The organism is Marseilla massiliensis (assembly GCF_016899955.1).
GTDB lineage: Bacteria > Bacteroidota > Bacteroidia > Bacteroidales > Bacteroidaceae > Prevotella > Prevotella intestinigallinarum.
Map to the genome: position 1 here is coordinate 152,572 of NZ_JACJJL010000002.1, position 23,902 is coordinate 176,473.

19 protein-coding genes are annotated in these 23,902 nt (G+C 58.0%); 10 read left to right on the forward strand and 9 right to left on the reverse strand.

Going from position 1 to position 23,902, the window contains the following annotated elements:
• Positions 1-10: 10 nt before the first annotated feature.
• The 7 genes from H6B30_RS01835 to H6B30_RS01865 form a co-directional block, all read right to left on the reverse strand.
• Complete coding sequence (locus H6B30_RS01835; protein ID WP_239483446.1) at positions 11-514, reverse strand: UpxY family transcription antiterminator; 504 nt, start codon at positions 512-514, stop codon at positions 11-13.
• Between the two features lie 1,005 nt (positions 515-1,519).
• Positions 1,520-2,728, reverse strand: a complete 1,209-nt coding sequence (locus H6B30_RS01840) for a tyrosine-type recombinase/integrase (RefSeq protein ID WP_205107325.1) — start codon at positions 2,726-2,728, stop codon at positions 1,520-1,522.
• A 356-nt stretch (positions 2,729-3,084) separates the two neighbouring features.
• Positions 3,085-3,939, reverse strand: a complete 855-nt coding sequence (locus tag H6B30_RS01845) for a DUF4249 domain-containing protein (protein WP_205107327.1) — start codon at positions 3,937-3,939, stop codon at positions 3,085-3,087.
• Between the two features lie 4 nt (positions 3,940-3,943).
• On the reverse strand, positions 3,944-4,258 hold the full coding sequence (locus H6B30_RS01850; protein WP_205107329.1) for a TonB-dependent receptor: 315 nt from the start codon (positions 4,256-4,258) through the stop codon (positions 3,944-3,946).
• A gap of 15 nt (positions 4,259-4,273) precedes the next feature.
• Positions 4,274-5,950 (reverse strand): TonB-dependent receptor plug domain-containing protein, encoded by a 1,677-nt coding sequence (locus H6B30_RS01855; RefSeq protein WP_205107330.1) that lies wholly within the window; start codon positions 5,948-5,950, stop codon positions 4,274-4,276.
• A gap of 80 nt (positions 5,951-6,030) precedes the next feature.
• Positions 6,031-7,350 carry a hypothetical protein gene (locus H6B30_RS01860; RefSeq protein WP_205107332.1) on the reverse strand — a complete coding sequence of 440 codons (1,320 nt, stop codon included), beginning with the start codon at positions 7,348-7,350 and terminating at the stop codon, positions 6,031-6,033.
• A 491-nt stretch (positions 7,351-7,841) separates the two neighbouring features.
• Positions 7,842-8,774, reverse strand: a complete 933-nt coding sequence (locus H6B30_RS01865) for a 2-dehydropantoate 2-reductase (RefSeq protein WP_205107334.1) — start codon at positions 8,772-8,774, stop codon at positions 7,842-7,844.
• An 88-nt stretch (positions 8,775-8,862) separates the two neighbouring features.
• Here H6B30_RS01865 and dxs point away from each other — a divergent pair, with 88 nt between their 5' ends.
• The 4 genes from dxs to H6B30_RS01885 are packed head-to-tail and all read left to right on the forward strand — an operon-like array spanning position 8,863 to position 14,693.
• Positions 8,863-10,851, forward strand: a complete 1,989-nt coding sequence (gene dxs / locus H6B30_RS01870) for a 1-deoxy-D-xylulose-5-phosphate synthase (protein WP_205107335.1) — start codon at positions 8,863-8,865, stop codon at positions 10,849-10,851.
• A gap of 42 nt (positions 10,852-10,893) precedes the next feature.
• Entirely contained in the window at positions 10,894-12,252 is a 1,359-nt protein-coding gene (trkA, locus tag H6B30_RS01875; protein ID WP_205107337.1) for a Trk system potassium transporter TrkA, read from the forward strand.
• Positions 12,246-13,703: a TrkH family potassium uptake protein gene (locus H6B30_RS01880; protein ID WP_205107338.1), complete on the forward strand. Its 1,458-nt coding sequence runs from the start codon at positions 12,246-12,248 to the stop codon at positions 13,701-13,703. The genes trkA and H6B30_RS01880 overlap by 7 nt, the downstream gene beginning before the upstream one ends.
• A gap of 21 nt (positions 13,704-13,724) precedes the next feature.
• Positions 13,725-14,693, forward strand: a complete 969-nt coding sequence (locus H6B30_RS01885) for a type I phosphomannose isomerase catalytic subunit (RefSeq protein ID WP_205107341.1) — start codon at positions 13,725-13,727, stop codon at positions 14,691-14,693.
• Here H6B30_RS01885 and H6B30_RS01890 read toward each other — a convergent pair.
• The gene (locus H6B30_RS01890) at positions 14,681-15,733 is read right to left on the reverse strand and encodes a DUF4435 domain-containing protein (protein WP_205107342.1); all 1,053 of its coding nucleotides are present in this window, start codon (positions 15,731-15,733) and stop codon (positions 14,681-14,683) included. The two genes, H6B30_RS01885 and H6B30_RS01890, sit on opposite strands and share 13 nt — an antisense overlap.
• A gap of 102 nt (positions 15,734-15,835) precedes the next feature.
• Positions 15,836-16,654, reverse strand: coding sequence for an AAA family ATPase (locus tag H6B30_RS01895; RefSeq protein ID WP_205107344.1), 819 nt, complete (start codon positions 16,652-16,654; stop codon positions 15,836-15,838).
• Positions 16,655-16,749: 95 nt separating this feature from the next.
• Between H6B30_RS01895 and H6B30_RS01900 the strand changes: the two genes are divergently transcribed.
• The 6 genes from H6B30_RS01900 (at position 16,750) to gcvPB (ending at position 23,869) form a co-directional block, all read left to right on the forward strand.
• A complete protein-coding gene (locus H6B30_RS01900; RefSeq protein ID WP_205107346.1) occupies positions 16,750-17,673 on the forward strand; it encodes a DMT family transporter in 924 nt (307 codons plus the stop codon).
• A 643-nt stretch (positions 17,674-18,316) separates the two neighbouring features.
• Positions 18,317-19,294 carry a lipoate--protein ligase gene (gene lplA, locus H6B30_RS01905; RefSeq protein WP_205107348.1) on the forward strand — a complete coding sequence of 326 codons (978 nt, stop codon included), beginning with the start codon at positions 18,317-18,319 and terminating at the stop codon, positions 19,292-19,294.
• Positions 19,295-19,308: 14 nt separating this feature from the next.
• The gene (gene gcvT, locus H6B30_RS01910) at positions 19,309-20,391 is read left to right on the forward strand and encodes a glycine cleavage system aminomethyltransferase GcvT (RefSeq protein ID WP_205107349.1); all 1,083 of its coding nucleotides are present in this window, start codon (positions 19,309-19,311) and stop codon (positions 20,389-20,391) included.
• Between the two features lie 115 nt (positions 20,392-20,506).
• On the forward strand, positions 20,507-20,887 hold the full coding sequence (gene gcvH / locus H6B30_RS01915) for a glycine cleavage system protein GcvH (RefSeq protein WP_205107351.1): 381 nt from the start codon (positions 20,507-20,509) through the stop codon (positions 20,885-20,887).
• Between the two features lie 246 nt (positions 20,888-21,133).
• Positions 21,134-22,444, forward strand: a complete 1,311-nt coding sequence (gene gcvPA / locus H6B30_RS01920; protein ID WP_205107353.1) for an aminomethyl-transferring glycine dehydrogenase subunit GcvPA — start codon at positions 21,134-21,136, stop codon at positions 22,442-22,444.
• Between the two features lie 3 nt (positions 22,445-22,447).
• On the forward strand, positions 22,448-23,869 hold the full coding sequence (gcvPB, locus tag H6B30_RS01925) for an aminomethyl-transferring glycine dehydrogenase subunit GcvPB (RefSeq protein WP_205107354.1): 1,422 nt from the start codon (positions 22,448-22,450) through the stop codon (positions 23,867-23,869).
• Positions 23,870-23,902: the final 33 nt, after the last annotated feature.

Sequence of the window (23,902 nt, forward strand, 5' to 3'; positions counted from 1 at the left end):
ATCATGTAATTCACACCAATTCTATATATTCGGGGCACACTTCCACGGCGGCCGTGATAAGGCCTGGCAATTCTACCAGGAGGCGCTTTGTGCGTGAGCCTTGCAGTTTCTGCAGCCGGCCTTCGTATCCGTCGAGTGGTCCGCCGATGATGCGGACGCTACGTCCAACCATTGCGGGCGTTATTTCGTTGGGCGAATAATATTTTGGGTCGTCTGACATTTCCACGGCTTGCATGAACCTGTTCATGTCTGCCTCACGCACTGTCATTGGCACACGGTATGTTCCCCGCAAATATCTATATTGGAAAGTGCCGATGCGTTCTACTATTGGGTCGATGTTTTTCCTTCGGTCGTAGACAAATAGCAGGTCGTGCATAAAAGGCACCTGCACACGCTTACCTTTGCCCTTAACCTTAACAACTTTCCACGTCATAGGCGTAAACACCTTCGACACCATGCCCTCCAGCATTTTATAGGCAGGCATCTTTGCGTTGGTTCGTGTAAGGTCGCGCATCACATACCACCTCGGCCCATCATTATACGGAACACACGAGAGGTCGTACTCTTGGTTTGCAATGCCAGACATATAGTTCTGTTAGTATTACTCGCTATGATACAAAGTTTCCAATCCTGCAAGTTTTCTTAATGCACTGAAAAACAAGCAGTTATAGATTTTATTCGCGAAACTTTTCATCTTTCACTAGTCATTTTCCACAATGCCCGCCGTATTTTCCGAGCAAAAATAACTCATCTAATCGTATCGGGCGACACTCTCCTGTTATGAGATAATCTCCTGTTATGAGATGGTCTATTTCTGCTGCAAAGATACAAAATTTGTTCTTCTAATGGCCATAAAATACGATTTATTTGCGATGATTACAAGATTTTTTGACAACATGAAACACTGAGAAACTCGCAGATGTTGACCGATAATAATTAAGAATTAAACGACAAATACTTATAATAAAGCAAGTTTATTTAAATTGACCATCTCATAACAGGAGATTATCATATTAGTATTTATTACTCAAAACCGACATATCATTGTGTACCATCGCCGTAAGCACTGCTGAGCAAAGTTGCCCGCCAGGGCAAACGCTGTGTGCCGTGTGCATGGGGCAGCGCAAGGCGGCATCGGAAGCGGCCTACCACGACCGCCCCAATGCCCAATGCCTAATAGCGGTGGCAACCGCCCCCAAAGTCAACAGCCATCCAAGTGCCACACCACTTGCCAATGATGCACCACCTATAAGTAGCTGTTCAAAATTAACCGATACAATAGACCTTGCAGGTGTCCTCTATATCTTTGCCACCATCTTGTGTGCTCTTTCGGGCCGCATACCAAAGTCTCATCGGTCGCGTAGCCCGCTACGCTCTCTCTTCGGACTGTGGCATGCATCTCCTACATAGCGCACAATTTGATGGCAACTAATTTTGAACACCTACTTATCAATAGCCTTGCATGGCCACATGGATGCAACGGCAGGGCCACCGGCATGCCCAAGCAGGCAGTTGCCAGCTAAAGATTCCTCAGAATCTTTCTGTTGGCCTTGTCAACCTCGCACGACTGTATCGAGTCAAGATATATCTGTGTGGTTGCCTCAGAGTCGTGGCCCAGCCCCTCGCTTATTACCGACAGCGGCACAGCGTTGTATCGGGCTATCGTAGCCCAGCTGTGCCGGCTGTAATACAGTGTGAGCGGCACGCTCAGCCCGGCCATTGCAGCCACCTTCTTAAGGTTTCTGTTCACCTTGAGCATCATGTTCTGGTACTGCCTGCGCTCGCTTCCGTCTTCGCGCACGATGATTGGCAAGAGATACTGCGTGGCGCATGTAGAGCACTTGTCCATCACCTCCTGCATCTGCCTCGTCCACTCTATGGTAAGCAACTGGCCGGTCTTCTTTCGCCTGTAGGTGAGATAACCGTTTTTCAGGTCGGCCTTCCTGAGGTAAGCCATGTCAACAAACGACATGCCACGCGTGCAGAAGCTGAATATAAACATGTCGCGTGCAAAGGCCATCACCGGCCGTTGCGACAGGTCAAGGTCTTTTATCCGCTTGATGTCGGCAAAAGTGATGCTCCGCTTCACCGTCTTGTCGATGCCGCAATACACATGCCTGAAAGGGCGCTTGTCGTCGGTGAGGCCCTCTTCTACCGCCATCCTGTAGTTAGTGCGCATTATTCGCATATAAAAAGATGTGGTGTTGCGCGACAGGCCCCTCGAGCGCATGGCAGCCTCGTAGAGTTGCATCATAGCCGAGTCTATCATGCTGAATGTAAGGTCGACGCCCTTGCGAAAGCCCATGAAGCTGTTCAGGGTGGTCTGATACGTCTCGGCAGAGCGCAGCCGTCCCAGCTTCAGCTTACGCTGAATCTGGTTTTCCATGAAGTGGAACACGCTCCCGTCAATGCGCCTGCTCATCATAAACCGTTCCACGGCCTCGTCGGCGTCCCAGGCATCGCCATCGAGGTCGAGGTCGGCCACGATGTCTTCAAGCACCCTCAACTCCAGCTCGACATTAGACCTGATGAGCGAAAGCCTGTCTGCCTGCGGCGATGGATGCTGCGGCAGCACAATCTGGCCGGCGGCCGAGTCCCACTCCTCATTAAAGATTCTAAACTTGCTTCTCATGCGGCGCACTGTGCGTCCTTGAATCAACTGAAAGAACAAAGTGCCTTCCTTTCCCTTGCAGGCCGACGGCCTGAATTTAAGTTTTATAGATGCCATAATTCACATTAAGATTGGTGTATCTATAAAATCCACGAAAAGCCATTGCCGTTATTGAGCGGCCAAACATTTTTTCCACGAAAGATGCTGTTTTTATGACATTATGACCAACCTTGCAACCTTTTTACAACCATTTTCAACCCAAACATGCCATTAGAGGCCAAAACGTTTTTGCGACATTGCCGGGCTGCATGGCCTGCGCCACGGCCTTGGGCATGGCGGGCGTGCCAAGACAAGGCGGCCTACAGGATGCCGGCAATGCCGCAAAAACGCTTTGGCCCCTGATGGCCTATTGCGGCCATGGGCAACCGACGGCCGCCCAGGGCCATGCTGGCATCCGCCGGGCCAGGCCAACGTCAAGGCCCAACCGTCAGCGTTGCAAAGCAGGCCCCGTAGCCAAACCAATAGCCAAGGCCGCCGTCGATGTTTGAGTGCAAGTTGTTGGAAACAGGGAAAAGCGGGTTGCGCGACAGCGTGGTCATGTCTTCAAAGTCGCGCCAGAATCGGTAAGCCTCTTCGGTGATGCTCGCCAGCTTTACCATTACCGTGTCGCCGGCCTCGAAACATGGCGTGAAATCAGAGTCAATGTTAAGCCGACCGGGGTTAACGGGCATCTTGCCGTCGGCGGGAAGCATGCGCCCCTCGGCAATGCCGAGGTAAGACGACATATATCCATAGGGCTTGCCAAAGACGTGGGTGAACAGCTTGTAGAAGCAACTGTCGCGCCTGCCGCCCACAAAGGCGTACACCTGGCGCAGCGAGTCGGCGTGGGCCACGGGCTCTACGGCAAACGAGTCGATGGGCGCAGGCTCGGGGATGGTGGCCGTGGCTTCGGCATGGGTGCCGTCAGTGCAGTCTACGGTAAGCCGGTATGTATGCCCCGGCTCGCCGCGCAAGTCGGAGGTGGTGTAGACATAAGGCGAGAAGCAGTCGGCGTCGTGCCTTCCCACGAGCACCACCTCGCGCTGCCCGTCGGCCACGGCCACCCTCGCCCACCGCTCAACGTAGTCGGCAAGTTCGGAGGTGGGGCGGTATTCGTCGGTTATGGGCACCGTCCGCGACAGCATCACAACCGGAAACCCACCGCTGTCTATCCACCCTTCTACCACAAGCTGCGGCTCTGCCGCGTCGCCAAACCCACGCTCACACGCCGCAAAGGCAAGGGCAACAGCAAGGGCCGGCACTGCCCTCAACAACCTGGATGATATCATAATGTCAGAAACTGAAATAATAATTGACCGATGGCATCAGCCTCAGGGCAAAGGCAAAGGGGCGGTATGCATACTCCACCTCGTTGACCTTGAGCCTGTAGAACAACACATTGTCGTGGGCGGTCACGTTGTAGAGCGACAGGTTGATGCCGCTGCGCCGGCCCCGGCCCACGCTGAAGTCGTAGCTTGCCGACAGGTCGAGGCGCACATACGGGGGCAACCGCTCGCCATTGTGTGGCCCATAGTCGGACAGCACGTGGTTGCCCAGCATATAAAACCGCTCCACGCGCGTGTAGGGCGTGCCCGAGGCCACCACCATGGCCGCCCCGAAGCTCTACCGCCGCCCCGCCTTGAAGGTGGCCACAGCGTTGAGCTCGTGGGGTCGCTCGTGGGCCGCGGGGCACCACCCTGTCGCGCCTGCGCGGCCGAAGCGCCGCCGGGCCAGCCCGAACGAGTAGGCCACCCAGCCCGTCAGCCGCCCCTTACGCCGCTCTACAAGCAGGTTGAGCCCCACGTTGTGGCCGTCGCCGGCAATGAGCACATCGTTGAGCGAATAATCGTCGAAAACAAAGTCAAGCACATTGCCGCCATACTCAACCTGGTGGCATAGCCGCTTGCAATATGCCTCGGCCTCTATGCGCCATGCCCTCCGCCCCAGGTAAACCTCGGCGGCGAGCGAGGCGCCGATGCCATACTGCGGACTTTGCCCGTAGTCCGAGGCAAACCAGAACTCGGTTGGCAGCCCCACGTCTGAAAAGCCCGTGCGCAGCAGGTACTGATGCCTTACGCTGCCGCTCAGCGAAACCCTTGCCCCGGGCGACACGCGCCATGACAGCGAGGCCGTAGGGTCGGCTGCAAAGCGGGCCTTGCCGCCGGCCGAATAGAGCGTGGCACGCAGCCCGGCATCCAGTTCGAGACAGCGGCCCAGCCTGCAGTTCCACCCGCCCCACAGGGCCACCTCTGCCGCCCGCTGGCGCCCCTGGCCCGCCACCCTCCCGGCTGTTGCCCCGTCGGCGCGCGGCTCCTGGGGGCTCACGTCGTGCCATGCGGCGTCTATGCCGGCCGAAGCCTGCCCGAAGCGGGCCTCGGCCTTGTAGCCGGCGGTGGCTATGCGCGACTCGAGACTCAGGCCAACCGACGGCTGGCTCAGGCCCAAACGGCTGCCGTAGCGTGTGTAGTAAACACACTGCCCTATGCCGGTGGCGCCCGACGAGTGGTCCCAGTGGAGCGCAGCCATGAAGTTGGCCCAGCCGAGCGAGGTGTCCATGCCGTAGCCGCCGTCGCCGTACGAGGCATCGTCGCCACCGTAATACACCTCGGCCCACAGCCTGTTGCGGCTGTCGGGGGCGTAGGTGTAGGTAAGGTTGTAATCGTGGAAGAAATATCCAAGCTCCTCGCCGTCTACCTCGAGCCACCGCGAGTAAAGCAGGTTGAAGTATGCCGCCCTGGCCGACAGCGTGAGCCATGAGCAGCGCCCGGCAGGCAGGCTCACCGTTGCCTGCGACGACATGGGCCCCACGGCCACGTCGCCCGTGGGCCCGGGCGGCCTGTCGCGCCCCGCCTGCATGTCTACCATGCCGCCCATACGGTTGGGGGCCGCCGCAGTGGCCGACTTGCCTATGCGCATCGACGAGAAATGGGTGGCGTTGAACACCGAGAAGAAGCCCAGCAGATGGGCGGCGTTGTATATCGGCACACCGTCGATGGCCAACATGTTGTGCGAGTTGTCGCTGCCCTGTATGTGCAGTCCGGCATCATACTCGCCGCCAGTCTGTATGCCGGGCAGCATCTGGGCGTAGTGCAGCGGGTCGGCGTTGCCCAGTATGCGCGGCATGCTGCGCATGAGGCCCATGCCCACCACGCTCACGCCCCTGTCCGACGCCAGCTGCGAAGCCACCCTGCGGCCCGTCACGCTAACCTGGCGCAACTCGCGGGATAGCGTGTCCACACTGTCGGCCGCCGCCTCATGCCCTGCGGCGGCGGCCATGCAGGCCATGGCCATGGCAACCACCTGCCCCACCATTCAGCGGCGGCGGCACCGGCGGCGCCCACGGCGGCCGGAAGCTACAGGCCTGCGACGAGATGCAACCATCATGCGCCGGCCTCCTGGTCAAACACTCTCACGAAATCATCGCCCAGCTTCTTGAAGCTCTCAATCACGCTCTCAAAGAAACCGTCGGCGAAATACGACTGCATGGTTGAATACGAAGAACCGTCGGGGAACACCAACACCGGCTCGAAGTACCACTCTTCGCCATAATAACCCCTGTCGGAAAACGGATACAGCCGCATGCTTGCGCTCGGGCCGTCCACTCCGGCAAAGTAAAGGCCGAGCTCCATCAGGCCGTTGGCCCTCTCGAGGTCGGCCTTGTAGGCAGCCTCGTCGCGGCTGTTGGCGCCGGCAGACTCAAGGTATCGGGCAAACCTGTCGATGCTGCTGATGCTGCCTTTCAGCCATACCTTGTCGAGTATGTTGAAGTCGAGCGACGTGAGCCGGCCCGTCAGGTTGTCGTCGTCGGTCAGGTCGCCGTCGGCTTCCATTGCCAGTGTCACGAGCTCACGGCCGTCCTTGGTGAGCTTCTGCGAGAAGGCTGCCGTGCGCCCGGCGTTGAATGCCACCCTGTCGACGGCAACGCCATAGGCCCCCACGGCAACGGCCAGCGACAGCTCGACACGGTCGCGCTTGTAGTCGAAGTCGCCACTGCCGCTGCTTAAGCTGATGTCTGAGCCCAGCGATGCCGTGGCGAGCGTGGCCCCGCCCTGGGTGAGGGTCACATCTATGCGCTCGGGCACCACAAATGTGTTCTCTATGCGCGTCATGACCGAATAATATCCGTCGGAACTGTAATTGTAGTCCCACTCTTCATCGTCGAACGATTCGTGGTGAACAGGCGTCTCCGCCCCCGAGCAGTCGAGCCTCAGGCTGCACGGAGCGCCGCTGCCGTCGGTGAAGCGGAACTCCAGATACTGCACGTTGCTGGCCGTCTGCGTCCACCTGCCGTTGCGCAGCTCAAACTGACCGTAGAAGTTTGACGCCTTGTAAACATTCTTCACAAGGTCGTCGGTGGCCGACACCTCGCACAAGCCTGCGCAGTGGTCAAACCAGCTGTCTACCTCGCTGCCGTCCGACGAGTTTTCGGCAACATAGTCAATGAGGTCAGCCACACTCGAGAAGTCGGCCGCATCGACAAGGCCCATCAGTTCGTTGGCGGCCTGCTCCAGCCTCTGCTTCTGCTCCACGGTCGACAGTCCCGGGGCCGACTGGCCTCCCTCGTCGCCGGAGCCGCCACCCGTCTGGCCTCCCTGCTCTATCCCGCCGTCACCCGAAGGGTTGTCATCACCACACGACACCAATGCCGATTGCACCGACAAAGCCATGAACACCATCGCAAAAAATTTGATTTTCTTCATAAATTTATCATTTTCTGATTTGTAAAATACATATCACTTTCCTTCAGCCTGCAAGAAACGGCCACGCGCCCAGCCCGTGGGTACACCGAGCCGGCCGCCGTTTTCTTAACGATTGCAAATCGTAATGAAAATATGTAAAACGGCAATCTGTATCGGTTAAAAACGCAGCCTGATTATTAAAAATTTCCACATAAAAACCATCATCGGCCGCCCCGGCTACGCTGTCCAAGCCCCGAAAAAGGGGCAGACGGCCATAAAACTTTATTACAAACGCAGCCCTGCCGAGCCACATGGCCCGCATTGCGCCCCGAGACGGGCCAAACCAGACAGCAAAACGGGCCGAATCGCAATGCGAAACGGCCCGTTTGGCGCTACAGCCGCACCGCCCCCGCAACACGCCCGCCAACAGGCTGTGCGAGGGAAGGGCACGATGCTGAAATAATGTTACAAAGGCCATGGCCACGAAAGCGCCGCCAGCGGCGCCACGCGCGCTACTGCCCCACGGCCGGGCCGACAGCGCGCAGCTCCTCGATGGCGCGCAGCTGCATCTCGACCATCTCCATGTGGGGCATGGCATAGCCGGCTTCACGCGCCATGGCTATGGGCTTGGTGTAAAGATACTCTATCTCCATGGGCCTGCCCAGGTCGCAGTCAACCTTCATGCTGGGCGAGTAAGGCGGCATGTTGCGCGTCATCTCAATCATGCGCTCGCCCACGCTCTCGTCTATTCCCACAGCCCCGCAGGCGCGGGCTGCGCCTATTACCTCGGCCAGCAACGCCCTCACGAGCCGCTCGCCGGAGGGCGAGGCCAACATGCGGTCGGTGGTCTGGCCGAGCACCGAGCACGGGCCGTTGAACGGCATGTTCCACATGGCTTTCATCCACCGCGCCTTGGCATAGTCGACGGCCGCCGCCCGTATGCCCGCCGCGCCAAGGTCGGCCAGCAACCCGTCTATCAGGCCCTGGTCACGGCACGAGTAGTTGGCCACGCTCAGCTTGCCGTTGCTCGTGTGCTCTATGTGCCCCGGGCCCACCTTAGTGGTGCATATATAAGCCAGTCCGGCCGCCAGCTGCACCCCGGGCAGTGCCGCCTCGACATCGGCCTCAACGCCGACGCCGTTTTGTATCAGCAACACGAGCGTGCGCTCAGTGAGCAGCGGCGCGAGCATGGCGGGCAAACCGCCGTTGGCCGTGGTCTTCAGGGCCACGATGACCACGTCGCAAGGGGGCATGCCGGCAACCGAGGCATAAGCCTGCGGATGGCTTATGACAAACGAACCGTCGTAAGAATCTACCCTCAGACCGTTATCCCGAACATACTCAAAATCACTGTGCAGAAGGAAATGCACGTCGAAGCCGGCCCTTGCCAGCCTCCCGCCATAGAACCCGCCTATGGCCCCTGTACCAATGATGGCATATCTCATATATGTATAATTGTATTTGATTCATCGCAAAGATACGCATTTTATTGCTAACAAAAGTCATTTTATCGAAATAATAGTGTATCTTTGCATGGCTTATTCTATATCATTACTAATAGTGAGACACGATGACTTAGGCCTTTTGAGCCACATTCAGTACCCCGAAGACCTGCGCAAGCTGCCGGCCGACCGGCTGCCTGAGGTCTGTGACGAACTGCGGAAAGACATACTCGACGAGCTGTCCGTAAATCCCGGCCACCTCGCCTCGAGCCTCGGAGCAGTAGAGCTTACCGTGGCACTGCACTATGTTTACAACACCCCCGAAGACAGAATAGTATGGGACGTGGGCCACCAGGCCTACGGCCACAAGATACTGACAGGGCGCAAAGAGGCGTTCTGCACCAACCGCAAGCTGCACGGCATCATGCCGTTCCCCTCGCCAAAGGAGAGCCCCTACGACACCTTCGTTTGCGGCCACGCCAGCAACTCCATATCGGCAGCGCTGGGCATGGCCGTGGCCGAGAAGCGGCTGGAGAAAATCGCCGCCGAGCAAGGGGCCACGGGCGGCAATGGCAAGGCTGCCGAACGCAAGGTGGTGGCCGTGATAGGCGACGGGGCCATGAGCGGAGGGCTGGCCTTCGAAGGGCTCAACAACGTATCGGCGACCCCCAACGACATCCTGATAATACTCAACGACAACAACATGAGCATCGACAGGAGCGTGGGGGGGATGAAGCAATACCTGATAGGGCTGAACACAAACGAGACATACAACGCCCTGAGGTTCAAGCTGTCGAAATGGCTGCGCTCCAAAGGCTACCTGGAAGACGACCGCCGCAAGGGGCTGATAAGGCTGGGCAACGCGCTCAAGTCGGCCTTCAGCCACCAGCAAAACATATTCGAGGGGCTCGACATAAGGTACTTCGGCCCCTTCGACGGGCACAACGTGATGGAGCTGGTGCGCATACTGCGACAGCTCAAAGACATGAAAGGGCCCAAGCTGCTGCACCTGCACACCACCAAGGGCAAAGGCTACAAACCGGCAGAAAAGGCGGCCACGGTGTGGCACGCCCCCGGAAAGTTCGACGTGGGCACGGGCGAACGCCTGTGCGACGACGAGAAAGGTCTGCCGGCCAAATACCAGGACGTGTTCGGAAACACGCTGCTCGAGCTGGCCGAGGCCAACCCGAACATAGTCGGGGTGACGCCGGCCATGCCCACAGGCTGCTCGATGAACATCATGATGAAGTCGATGCCGGGCCGCGTGTTCGACGTGGGCATAGCCGAGGGCCACGCCGTGACCTTCTCGGCGGGCATGGCCAAAGAGGGGCTGCAGCCGTTCTGCAACATCTACAGTGCCTTTGCCCAACGGGCATACGACAACATCATACACGACGTAGCCATACTGGGGCTGCCCGTGGTGCTCTGCCTCGACAGGGCGGGCTTGGTCGGCGAAGACGGCCCGACGCACCACGGGGCGTTCGACATGGCCGCGCTGCGCCCCGTGCCCAACCTTACCATTGCCGCGCCGATGGACGAGCATGAGCTGCGCAGGCTCATGTACACGGCCCAACTGCCCGGCAAGGGGCCGTTCGTGATACGCTACCCGCGCGGCCGGGGGGTGCTGCCCGACTGGCACTGCCAGCTCACGGAGATTGAGGTGGGCACGGGCCGGAAGCTGAAAGACGGCGACGACGTGGCCGTGCTGACCATAGGGCACATAGGCAACGAGGCTGCCAAGGCCATAGCCGAGGCCGAACAGGAACACCCGGGGCTCACCGTGGCCCACTACGACGTGCGCTTCCTCAAGCCGCTCGACGGGCAACTGCTGGCCGAGGTGGGCCGGCGGTTCAGCCGCATAGTCACTGTCGAAGACGGAATAAGGGCCGGAGGCATGGGCACGGCTGTGCTCGAGTGGATGGCCGACAACGGCCTTGCACCCCGCATCGTGAGGCTCGGGCTGCCCGACTCGTTCGTGGAACACGGCACCGTGCCGCAGCTGATGCACATAACGGGCATCGACAAAGACGGCATAAAGAAGGCCATAACCGGGATATGCGGCTACAGCAAGGCGCAATGACCGCCAAGCAGACGATTACGAAACACCACTAAGACAAACAAAATGAAAATAATCATTGCCGGAGCCGGAGCCGTGGGAACTCACTTGGCACGGCTCATGTCGCGCGACCACGAAGACTGCACGCTCGTGGACGAAGACGCCGAGAGGCTGGAAGGCCTCGACAGCGAGTACGACATAATGACTATGGAAGGGTCGCCCACAAGCATCAAGACCCTGAAGGAGGCCGGGGCCGAAGACGCAGACATATTCGTGGCCGTCACCCCCGACGAGAGCCGCAACATGACGTCGTGCATCATGGCTCACGCCATAGGCGCCAAGAAGACGGTGGCACGCATAGACAACTATGAATACCTGTCGCCGAAGATGGGCTCTTTCTTCCGGAACATCGGCATAGACTCGCTCATCTACCCCGAGGTGCTGGCCGCCATCGACATCAACAACGGCCTCAAGATGAGCTGGGTAAGGCAGAGATGGGACGTGCATGGGGGGGCGCTGGTCATGCTCGGCATAAAGCTCAGGGCCACATGCGAGATACTTAACAGGCCGCTGAGGGAACTGTGCGGCCCCGACGACCCCTACCACATCGTGGCGGTGAAGCGCGAAGGCGAGACAATAATACCGGGAGGAAACGACGAGCTCAGGCTGAACGACCTCGCCTACTTCATGACTACCAAGGAATACATACCGTATATCAGGAAGATAGTGGGCAAGGAGCAATATGCCGACGTCAAAAACGTAATAATAATGGGGGGAGGCAAGACTTCCGTCAGGGCGGCACTGACTGCCCCCAAATACCTTGACATAAAGATAATCGAGACCGACGAGCACCGATGCGAGCAACTCAACGAGCTGCTCAGCGACACCGACACCATGGTAATCCACGGCGACGGGCGCAACATAAGCCTGCTCATGGAGGAAGGGATAAAGCACACACAGGCCTTCGTAGCCCTGACAAGCAATGCCGAAACCAACATCCTGGCATGCCTCACGGCCAAAAGGCTCGGGGTGAGGAAGACCATCGCCATGGTGGAAAACCTCGACTACGTGGACATGGCCGAAGAACTTGACATCGGAACAATCATCAACAAGAAGACCATAGCAGCCAGCCACATATACCAGATGATGCTCGACGCCAAGGTGAGCAACCTGCGCTCGCTCATGATGGTAGACGCAGACGTGGCTGAGTTTACCGCCGAGGAGGGCTCGCCCGTGACAAAGAAACCAGTGAAAAGCCTCGGGCTGCCGTTCGGGGTGGCCATAGGCGGACTGGTGCGCAATGACGTCGGCATGCTCGTCAACGGCAACTCGCAAATCGAAGCCGGCGACACGGTGATGATATTCTGCCACGAGCAAAAGATGAACAAGATGGAAAAATTCTTCAAAGCGGCCTCTATATGGTAAGGTTCGACATCGTATCAAAGATCATCGGGCAGCTGCTCTTCCTCGAAGGAGGCATGATGCTGTCGTGCCTCGTCATGGCTTTGTGCTACCGCGAAGACGACGCTATGGCGTTCTTGATATCGATGATGCTCACAATATGCAGCGGACTGATATTCAAACACCTCGGCCGCAACGCCGGAAACGAGCTCAACAGGCGCGAGGCATACCTCGTGGTGGCACTCATCTGGGTGGTGTTCTGCGCATTCGGGATGCTGCCGCTGCTCATCAGCGGCTACGTGCCCAGTGTCACAGACGCCTATTTCGAGACCATGTCGGGATTCACCACGACAGGCGCAACCATCATCGACGATGTTGAGTGCCTGCCGCACACCATACTGTTCTGGCGGTCGCTGACCCACTGGATAGGCGGCTTGGGCATAGTGTTCTTCACCATCGCCATACTGCCGTCGGTGGTCGGAGGAAGCATCAAGGTGTTTGCCGCCGAGTCGACAGGCCCGATAAAGACCAAGATGCACCCGCGGCTGAGCACCGACGCAAAGTGGATATGGACCGTATACTTAGCCATCACGGCCAGCTGCGTGCTGTTTTTCCACGTGGCGGGCATGGGGCTGTTCGACAGCGTGTGCTTCTCGATGTCGATAGCCGGCACTGGCGGCTTCGCAACATACAACGACAGCCTGGCCCACTTCAACTCGCCGTCAATCGAGTACATAGCCACCGTATTCCAATTTCTGGCCGGCATGAACTTCACACTGATTTACGTGGTGCTCTTCAAGAGGCAGTTCGCAAAGCTGCTGACCAACTCCGAGTTCAAGCTATACTGCGTCGTGATAGCCATAGCCACCGCGCTCATTTCCTACTTCCTCGTCAGCCGCAGCGGATACGGGGCGAGCGACGCCGTAAGGCATGCCCTGTTCCAGGTCGTGACCTTCATCACCACCACCGGGATGTTTACCGACGATGCCGGCCAATGGCCGCATTTCACATGGGTCGTGCTCGGTTTCTGCATGTTCATAGGCTCGTGCGCCGGTTCGACCAGCGGCGGCTTCAAGTGCATACGCGGCGTGATGATACTGAAAATAATACGCAACGAGTTCAAGCAGATACTCCACCCGAACGCCGTGCTGCCCATAAAGATAAACAGGCAGAACATACAGATGAACCACGTGCCGTCGCTCCTGGCGTTCTTCGTGACGTATATACTGATATGCCTGCTTGCCGCCACCGTCATCATATTGGCCGGCGTCGACGACACCAACGCCATTACCATTGCACTGAGCAGCCTGAGCAACGTGGGCCCGGCGCTTGGCAACACCATAGGGCCCACCATGTCGTGGAGCTCTTTGCCCGAAGGCGTGAAGTGGCTTTGCTCGCTTCTGATGCTGATAGGCCGCCTTGAGATTATGACAGTACTAGTTTTGTTCACGCACAGTTTCTGGAAAGAGAACTGATGCAACCTATATCATACAATCATGGCAAACATTTTTAAATTCAAACCGCTACTAAAGCAAACCATTTGGGGGGGAGAACGGATTGTCCCCTTCAAGAGGCTGGAATGCAACATGGACCAAGTGGGTGAGAGCTGGGAGATTTCCGGCGTCAAGGGACAAGAGACCGTGGTAGACGGCGGGCCCTACGACGGGCTGACAACCAACGAGCTTGTGGCAACGCTGCGAGACAGGCTGCTGGGCCGTGACAACTACTTGCGCTACGGCGACGAGTTTCCGCTGCTCATCAAGTTTATCGATGCTGCCGGCGACCTGTCGGTACAGGTACACCCGGACGACGCCACCGCCATGCGCCACGGGCGCAAAAGGGGCAAGACCGAGATGTGGTATGTGATGGACTCTGAGCCGTCGGCCACCTTGATGGTGGGCCTGAAGAGAAGCATAACGCCCGACGAATACAAGGCGCTTGTGGCCAACGGCACAATATGCGACGCCATAAGCAGGTACAATGTGAAGGAAGGCGACTGCTTCTACATACCCTCGGGGCGCATCCACAGCATCGGTGCAGGGTGCTTCCTGACCGAGATACAGCAGACGAGCGACGTGACTTACAGGATATACGACTTCAAGCGGAAGGACAAGGACGGCAATTTCCGCGAGCTGCACACCGCCGAAGCCGCCGACGCCATTGACTACCAGGTGCAGGAAAGCTACCGCACGGAATATGACCGAGTAAAGAACGAACCGGCCGAGCTGGTAGACTGCCCTTACTTCCGCACGGCGCTCTACGACCTTGACGAGCCTATGACGCTCGACTACTCCGAACTTGACAGCTTCGTGATACTGATAGGGGTATGCGGCGAGGGCACGCTTACCTGCGACGACGGCACGTCGGCCACGCTGAGCGCCGGCCATACGCTGCTTCTGCCGGCCACCACGGGCATTGTGGGCGTCAGCGGCAAGGTGAAGTTCCTTGAGACTTACATTGCCTGAGAGCCTTCTGCCCCAGGCCCCTCGCCGGGCTTTTGCCGCCTTTGGTCGCACGAGTCGAGATACCGCTCTACGTCGGCCTGCAGTCGCCTGAACTGCGGGCTGGCCATATAGCCCACGCTTTTCTTCAGCATCGAGCCTATGTTCTCGATGCTGTTTTCGTAGCACGATATCTCATTGCGCATCTGTGTGCGGTGCACCGATGTGCGGTTTATCTCGTTCTCGCGCTCCATGCGCAGCTTGTTGCAAACCTTGTTGAGTATCGGCACCACCACGGTGTCGAAGATGTGATGCCCCTGTATGTATAGATATGTGGTCTCGGGGGTCACCCCAAGCTGCTCCATCTCTTGCTGCAGCCGGCGGTAAGAGGCCTTGGCCTTGGGGTAGCGGCTCTGCAGATAGTGCACTTTGCGCATCACCTTGCCACGCAGGTGGTCTATCGACGACTGCGGATGGAACACGTTGAAGCCCCCCGGGTCGATGACCTTGCAGAAGTCTGTGAGCGAGAAGTCGTTGTAGTTGCCGGTGCGGTACATCCACACCGACCACACGAACAGCGGGTAGCATGCCAGCGAATACTGCCTCATGTACTCCTCGAAGTCGAAAATGGCATGGTCGTTGAGCGTCACCATGACGCACACATTGTGCAATCCGGCGGCGTAACACTGGTAGTTCTCTATAGCATAAACGTATGTGTGGAACACGTACGGGCTGTTCAGTATCTTGGCCGACGTGGGTGTGATGCCCTGCAACAGGTAGTCGTAGTCGGCGTCGACGCAGGCTATCATGTCGCGCCCTACGTTCTCGCTGATGAAATTCATCAGCACCGACTTCTTGCCGCGCTTGAGCGTGCCGCGCGACGGCAGCATTACCTCGAAGAAGCGCGTCTCGTCCTCAAAGCGGTCGAGCACCGTCCGCCAAAACAATATGTCGTCATAGCTCTCCACATAGGCCACAATCTTTCGCCTGGCCTTCTTCGACGTGAGGCTGTTGGCTGCCTCGACGTAGCGTGAAGTGATGTTTTCCCTTAGCCTCTTGCCCATGATTCTGCTTTTTGTGTAACCGTCGTTCTCGTGCCGCCACGGCTGCCCCGGAGCCTGCGGCAAGCGCCATGCCCCGCCTGCCGGGGCCATTGCCTTGCGCTGTCAGGTGGTGATGTCGCTCACCTCGGTCACCTTGTCCATCCAGCCGTTCATGATTACGGCCGGCGAATGGGTAGTGAGCACTATCTGCACATTGGGGTTCAGGTCGACGATGAGGTCGATGAGGCGCTGCTGCCAGTCTACGTGCAGGCTCACCTCGGGCTCGTCCATGAAGAGCACGTAGTGCTGGTTGTCTTCTATGAGCACCGTGAGCAGTATGGCCAGCATCTGCTTTTCGCCGCTCGACAGCTGGTATGGCGTCAGCTCCTCGCCTATCTGCGAGAACATTATCTCGTTCTTTGTGCGTATCAGCCTCTTGCCCGTCTCGGCGAAAAGGCTGTCCATCATGTCCTGGAACTTGTTCTTGGGCCTCGATATCTCCTGTGCTTTCTGGGCGGCGTCGGGCGCCCCGCTGCTCAGCGTCTGGATGATGCGGTTGCCTATGTTCACCTGATAGTCGAGATACTTGCGCTGGAGCTGGTAGAGCTGCCAGTCGAGCTCGGTGGTCACCGAGGCGTCGACAATCTTGCTGACCAGGTCGCCGCTCATCAGCGGGCGGTCGAAGCTGCGTATCACGTCGTATCTGATCCAGCGCGCGTCTTCCGGCATCACCTTGATGCGAACGCCCCGCAGCATGTGGCTCGGAAACTCGCCGCCCTGGGCCAGGCCCTTCACCACCTTGTTGAGTATGGTGCTCTTGCCCACCCCGTTGATGCCGCTGAGTATGTTTACCTTCGGGTCGAGGTTCCATACGATGTGCCTTGTGCCGCTCCAAAGCGACTCAATCTCTATCTGGACGATGTAGTCTGCATACTTCTGCATAAGCTGTTGCGTTGAAATCTTAACGGCAAATATAAGGTTTTTTATGTGAAAATGAGTACTTTTGCACCCGTATTTTTTAATTAAATAACAAAATCATGGATAACAAACGACCCTTGGTGGCCCACATGAGCATGTTTCTGGCCTGTGTCTTCTGGGGGCTCATGGCCCCGGTGGGCAAAGATGCCATGGCCCACGGCATCAGCGGCATCGAGCTGGTGCTGTTCCGCGTGGCCGGGGCGGCGGTGCTTTTCTGGCTCGCCTCGATGTTCACGGAGCGCGAGCACGTGCCAGGCCGCGACCTCGCCAGGCTGTTCTTTGCGGGAATGCTGGGCCTGGTGTTCAACCAGTGCTGCTACATCATAGGCCTCAGCATCACCTCGCCCATCAACGCCAGCATCGTCACCACCTCGGCGCCGATATTCGCCATGGTGCTCTCGGCGCTCATACTCAAGGAGCCTGTCACCGGCAAGAAGGCCCTGGGGGTGCTCATGGGCTTCAGCGGGGCGCTCATACTGATTCTCACCAGCGCCTCGGCGGCTAGCTCAAAGGTGGGCGACATACGCGGCGACCTGCTCTGCCTGTTCGCCCAGTTCTCGTTCGCCCTCTACCTGGCCCTGTTCCGGCCGCTGGTGCAACGCTACTCGGTGTTCACCGTCAACAAGTGGATGTTTACCTTCGCCACGGCCGTGGTGCTGCCATTCACGCTGCCGCGCGTGGCCGGCACTGGCCTCGGCCACATACCGCCGTCGGCCTGGGCCGAGGCTGCCTACGTGGTGGTGGTGGGCACGTTCCTGTGCTACATACTAATGATGATGGGCCAACGCACGCTACGCCCCACCGTGGTGAGCATCTACAACTACCTGCAACCTGTGGTAAGCGTGGTGGTCAGCGTGGCCACGGGGCTCGGTGTGTTCCGCGCCGCCCACGCCGCCGCGGTGGTGCTGGTATTCTCAGGGGTGTGGCTCGTGACAAAGTCGAAAAGCCGGGCCGACATGGAAGCAGACTCCAAAAGGCAATGAAGTTTATTTACAACACCCCACCCTGCTTGCCAAACGGCCCGTATGGAATCGCCATACGGGCCGTTTGGCCTTCTCTGACGGGCCGTTTCGCTCTGCCATGCGGCCCGTATGGCAACAGACTGGCGCCACTGCCGCAACCCGCTGGGCCTGAAGGTGTTGAACGGGAGGTGCCGCCTTTTCATAAAATATTACAAAACAATGACCGGGGCGGGGCTCGCTGAATTATCCGGCGACAGGGCGGACTTACGGCTTCCATACCCCTGCGGCCCTACACTGCCGCCACCGCGACAGGCGCCGCAGGCACGATGACCTGCGGCCGTCAGTGGCCCGGTGGCTCACCGGGGCGCACTGCCCACGGCCTAAAGGCGCACCACTCAACGCATCATGTACGGCAACGGGCGGCAAAACAAATTGACACTTTTCACGACTAATTTATTTCAGAAAGGCAGCAAACCATGCACAGCAATGACAGTTGGCCGAAACTAATTTTTTATTGCCCATTTTCTTCGGTTTAATTTTGGGCATAACGGTTTTATTTCATATATTTGCAATGACGATGCCGCCCCCAAAGCCGCAAGGCAACACGCTCGACGCTGAGCCGCCAAGGGGTATGCGGACAAGGCAAACATAACACTAAAAGCCTATGACATACATTGAACTGCCCGACCACGGACAAAGAGACGTGTCGTTTTATCTATCCATGGAGGAATATGTGGCACACCACGTTGATGCAGCCGACTGCTTCTTCATGTGGCAGGTGGAACCGAGCGTGATATTCGGACGCAACCAGGTGGCCGAAGCCGAGGTCAACCTCGACTACTGCCGCAGGCATGGCATACGCACGTTCAGGCGCAAGAGCGGTGGCGGATGCGTCTACGCCGACATGGGCAACGTGATGATGTCATACGTGACACGCGGCGAATCCGTGGGCTTCACCTACAACAAGTATGTCACAACCCTGCTCCTTGCTTTCAGACGGATAGGCATAAATGCCACCGCCAGCGGCCGCAACGACATACTCGTCGACGGCGGCAAGGTGTCGGGCAGCGCTTTCTACCAGACGCACGGGCACAGCATAGTGCACGGAACGCTGCTATATGACACCGACATGGACAACATGACAAGCGCCATCACGCCGCCATCCGACAAGCTGCAGAGCAAGGGAGTGGGCAGCGTGCGCAGCAGGATAACGCTGCTCAAAGACCACACCGACCTCTCGCTGGGCCAACTGAAAGACGCCCTGAGGCGCCAACTGTGCGACGGCTCCGTGACGCTCACGCCGGCCGACATCAGGTCGATAGAGGCCATCGAGGCCGAATACATGTCCACCGGGTTCATATTCGGCAAGAACCCGCCATACACAGTGGCACGCAAACAGCGCATCGAAGGCGTGGGCACGGTAGAGGCGCGCATCGACCTCAGGGGCAACACCATACGCAACGTGTGCTTCAAGGGCGACTTCCTGCCGGGCGAGGTGCCCATCGAGAGGCTCGAGAACGCCCTGGCCGGAGCCGAGCTCACACCCGCGCGACTGACAATGGCCCTCGCCGGGGGCGAGGCCGCTGCCATCAGAGGCATGCAGACCGAAGCCCTGATATCACTGCTGACAAACAAAACCTAAAACATATAAAGGCAATGGAAAACAAACGTACGTGTCTTTACGACAAGCATGAGGCCCTCGGGGCGCTCATCAGCCCCTTCGGAGGCTTCGACATGCCCATCCAGTACACCACAATCGAAGAAGAGCACCAAGCCGTGCGAAACGCATGCGGGGTGTTCGACGTCTCGCACATGGGCGAAGTGACGGTCAAAGGCAAGGATGCCAGCCGATACGTCAACCACATCTTCACCAATGATGTCAACGCCATCAAGCCCGGCGAGATTCTATACGGAATGATGCTCTACGAAGACGGGGGCACCGTAGACGACCTGCTCGTATACAAGATGGCCGACGATGAATACTTCCTCGTAATCAACGCAGCCAACATCGACAAAGACTGGGCATGGATGCAGCAGAATGCCGATGGCTACGACATCGACCTGCAGAACAAGTCTGACCATTACGCACAGCTCGCCGTGCAGGGCCCGGAGGCTGAGCGCGTGGTCGAGGAGGTGCTGTCGGTGCCATGCAGCGAGCTCACGTTCTACACCTTCAAGCAGCTTGGCGACGTAATAATAAGCCGCACAGGCTACACAGGCGAAGACGGATTCGAGATATACGGGTCTCACGACTACATACGCGATTGCTGGGACAAGCTCATGGCCACCGGAGGCAGGTGCAAACCATGCGGACTCGGATGCCGCGACACGCTGCGCTTCGAAGTGGGCCTGCCGCTATACGGCGACGAGCTGTCGGCCGACATCTCGCCGGTCATGGCCGGACTGTCCATGTTCTGCAAGCTCGACAAGCCCGAGTTCATCGGCCGCGAAGCCCTTGTAAGGCAAAAGGCTGAAGGCGTTGAGCGCAAGGTGGTGGGCATAGAACTGGCTGACAAGGCCATACCGCGCCACGGATATGCAGTGCTCAAAGACGGCGAGAAGATTGGCGAGGTAACCACCGGCTACCACACCATCTCCACCGACAAGAGCGTTTGCATGGCGCTCATCGACTCACGATACGCCAAGCTGGGCACCGAAGTGGAGATACAGATACGCCGCAAGACCTTCCCCGGGACGGTAGTGAAGAAGCGCTTCTACGACAAGCACTACAAAAAGTAACCCCATCATGCCCTAACCCTCCCAGAGCTCACAGTGCTCACAGCACTCCCAGACCTCCCAGAGCTCCCATAACAACCAGCAACAACAATCCTACAAATAACAAAAAACAACTAATATGGCAAGATTTATTGAAGGACTCTACTACTCAGAGTCACACGAATTTGTGAAGGTTGAAGGCGAATACGGCTACATCGGCATAACCGATTATGCACAAAATGCCTTAGGCAATGTAGTATATGTAGACATGCCTGAAGTAGACGACGACATTACCGCAGGCGAAGAGTTCGGCGCCGTAGAAAGCGTGAAGGCAGCCAGCGACCTCAACGCCCCCGTCAGCGGAACAGTGGTCGAAGTCAACACAGCTCTCGAAGACACCCCGGAGCTCATCAACCAGGACGCCTTTGCCAACTGGATCATCAAGGTTAAGCTCTCCGACCCATCAGAACTCGAAAGCCTCATGGACGCCAAGGCATACGAGGAAATGTGCAACAAATAAATTAAAAATCAAGAGTTAAGAATTAAGAAAAATAGTCTCGGCAACGGGAACGCAGGGTGCTATTGCGTAATTGCTATATCTTTACGCAACAAAAAGAGCAATAACCCCAATGAAGACAAGGCCCGTCCACAACCGGGGCGGCATGACACCATCAACGGAAAGCAAAGCCCTCACCTGTAAGACGCAGCCGCTGCCACAACATGAGTATTTTTCTTAATTCTTAATTCCCAACCCTTAACTTCAACTATGTACAAGTATTTCCCCCATACAGAGGCCGACATAAAGGGCATGCTTGAGCACATCGGCATAAAGTCTATCGACGAACTGTACGCCGAAGTGCCCGAACAGGTGCGCCTGAAAAAAGACTACGACCTGCCTGAAGCCAAGAGCGAACTCGAGATAAGGCAGTTCTTCGCCGGCCTGGCTGCCAAGAACAAGCAGCTGACGTGCTTCGCCGGAGCAGGAGCATACGACCATTACACACCCGCGGCAGTACCTCAGATTGTCAGCCGCTCCGAATACCTCACGTCATACACCCCATACCAGGCAGAGATATCGCAGGGAACGCTGCACTATATCTTCGAGTTCCAGTCCATGATGGCCGAACTCACGGGCATGGACATATCCAATGCGTCGATGTACGACGGCAGCACCGCCACGGCAGAAGCCGTGCTCATGGCAGTGGCCTCGGCAAAGAAAGCGCGCAAGGTGCTCGTGTCTGAGACCGTAGACCCCAAAATCCTGGCTGTAATACGCACATACGCCCACTTCCACGGCGTAGACATCGAGATGGTGAAAGCCACCGACGGAGCCACCGACAAGGCCGACCTCGACAGCAAACTGGCCGACGGCGGAGTGGCCGGCGTACTTGTCCAGCAGCCCAACTACTTCGGTGTGGTGGAAGACTACACCGGATTCGCCGATGCAACACACGCGGCCAAGGCACTGTTCATCATGAACAGCGTGGCCGCCGACCTGGCCGTGCTGCGCACCCCGGGCGAATGGGGGGCCGACATCGCCGTGGGCGACGGACAGAGCCTGGGCCTGCCAATGTCGTTCGGAGGACCTTACGTGGGCTACATGTGCTGCCGCGAGAAGCTCATGCGCAAGATGCCGGGACGCATTGTCGGCATGACGAAAGACTCGCGCGGCCAACGCGCATTCGTGCTCACGCTGCAAGCGCGAGAGCAACACATACGCCGCGAGAAGGCAACGTCGAACATCTGCTCCAACGAAAGCCTCATGGCACTCTTCGTCACCATCTATATGTCACTAATGGGCAAGCAAGGGCTGAAAGAGGCCGCAGAGCTGTCATACGCCGGGGCCCACTACCTTATGGACAGGCTCGTGGCCACAGGCCGCTTCAAACCGGCCTTCGACCGCCCGTTCTTCAATGAGTTCTGCGTGCGCTATGCCGGCGACGTTGACGAACTACAGAAGAGATTCATCGACAATGGCATCCTTGGGGGAGTGAAGGTTGCACCCGACACCATCATGTTTGCCGTCACCGAGAAACGTACTAAGGAAGAAATTGACAAACTCATCGAAACCATCTGACTTATGAACAACAAACTTTATGGCAACCTGATATTCGAGCTCTCACACGAAGGGCGACGGGGCTATTCGCTGCCGCACAACAAGTTTGGCAACTACGAGGTGCCCGCCGACATTCGCCGCAGCCACGACGCCGAGCTGCCCGAATGCGACGAGCTCACGGTTGTGCGCCATTATACCAACCATAGCGAAAACAACTTCGGAGTGGACAACGGGTTCTATCCGCTCGGCAGCTGCACAATGAAATACAACCCGTGCATCAACGAAGAGGTGGCGGCCATGCCCGGCTTCGCCAACCTGCACCCGCTGCAGCCGGCGGAGACATGCCGGGGAGCCCTCGAGGTGTACGACGGACTGCAACGGGCACTGTCTGAGATTTCCGGACTGGCCAAATTCACGCTCAACCCGTTTGCCGGCGCACACGGAGAGCTCACCGGGCTGATGATAATACGAAGCTATCACGAGCGCAGGGGCGACACCAAGCGCACCAAGGTGATTGTGCCCGACTCGGCACACGGCACCAACCCCGCCTCGGCGGCTGTCTGCGGACTCGATGTGGTTGAGGTGAAGAGCACGCCCGAGGGCATAGTCGACGTTGAAGACCTGCGCTCGCTGCTCGACGACACGGTGGCCGGCATGATGATGACCAACCCGAACACGCTCGGCCTCTTTGAGAAGGAGATACCCGAGATAGCCGAGCTCGTGCACAGCTGCGGCGCCCTGATGTATTACGACGGCGCCAACCTCAACCCGATGCTGGGCGTTTGCCGCCCCGGCGACATGGGTTTCGACGTGATGCACATCAACCTGCACAAGACGTTCTCGACGCCCCACGGAGGCGGCGGGCCCGGTGCAGGCCCCGTAGGGGTGCGCGCCGGACTGGAGGAGCTGCTACCCGGCGAGTCTGAAATATCCGTAGGGCCATACCACGGCAACTATGCCGTGCTGCTGAGGGCATACGCCTATATCCTGACTCTGGGCAAGGAGCATCTCAAGGAGGTGGGCCCGCTGGCCACACTCAACGCCAACTACATCAAGGAGTCGCTCAAAGACGTCTACGAACTGCCCATCGCCACGACATGCATGCACGAGTTTGTGTTCGACGGACTAAAGGACAAGTCGACCGGAGTGACCACCATGGACGTGGCAAAACGGCTGCTCGACTATGGCTACCATGCCCCGACGATATACTTCCCGCTGCTTTTCCACGAGTCGCTAATGATAGAACCCACCGAGAACGAGAGCAAAGACACCATCGACGGGTTCATCGAAGTGATGCGGCGGATTGCCCGCGAGGCCGCCACCGAGCCCGAGACGGTGAAGGGCGCGCCCCACTACACACCCATAGGGCGTGTTGACGACGTTCTGGCGGCCAAGCACCCGGTGGTAACCTACAGGCAGATGGCTGCCGAAGGAGAAAGCAAATAAACATCAATGGCATCATAGGCAACAGGCTATGCC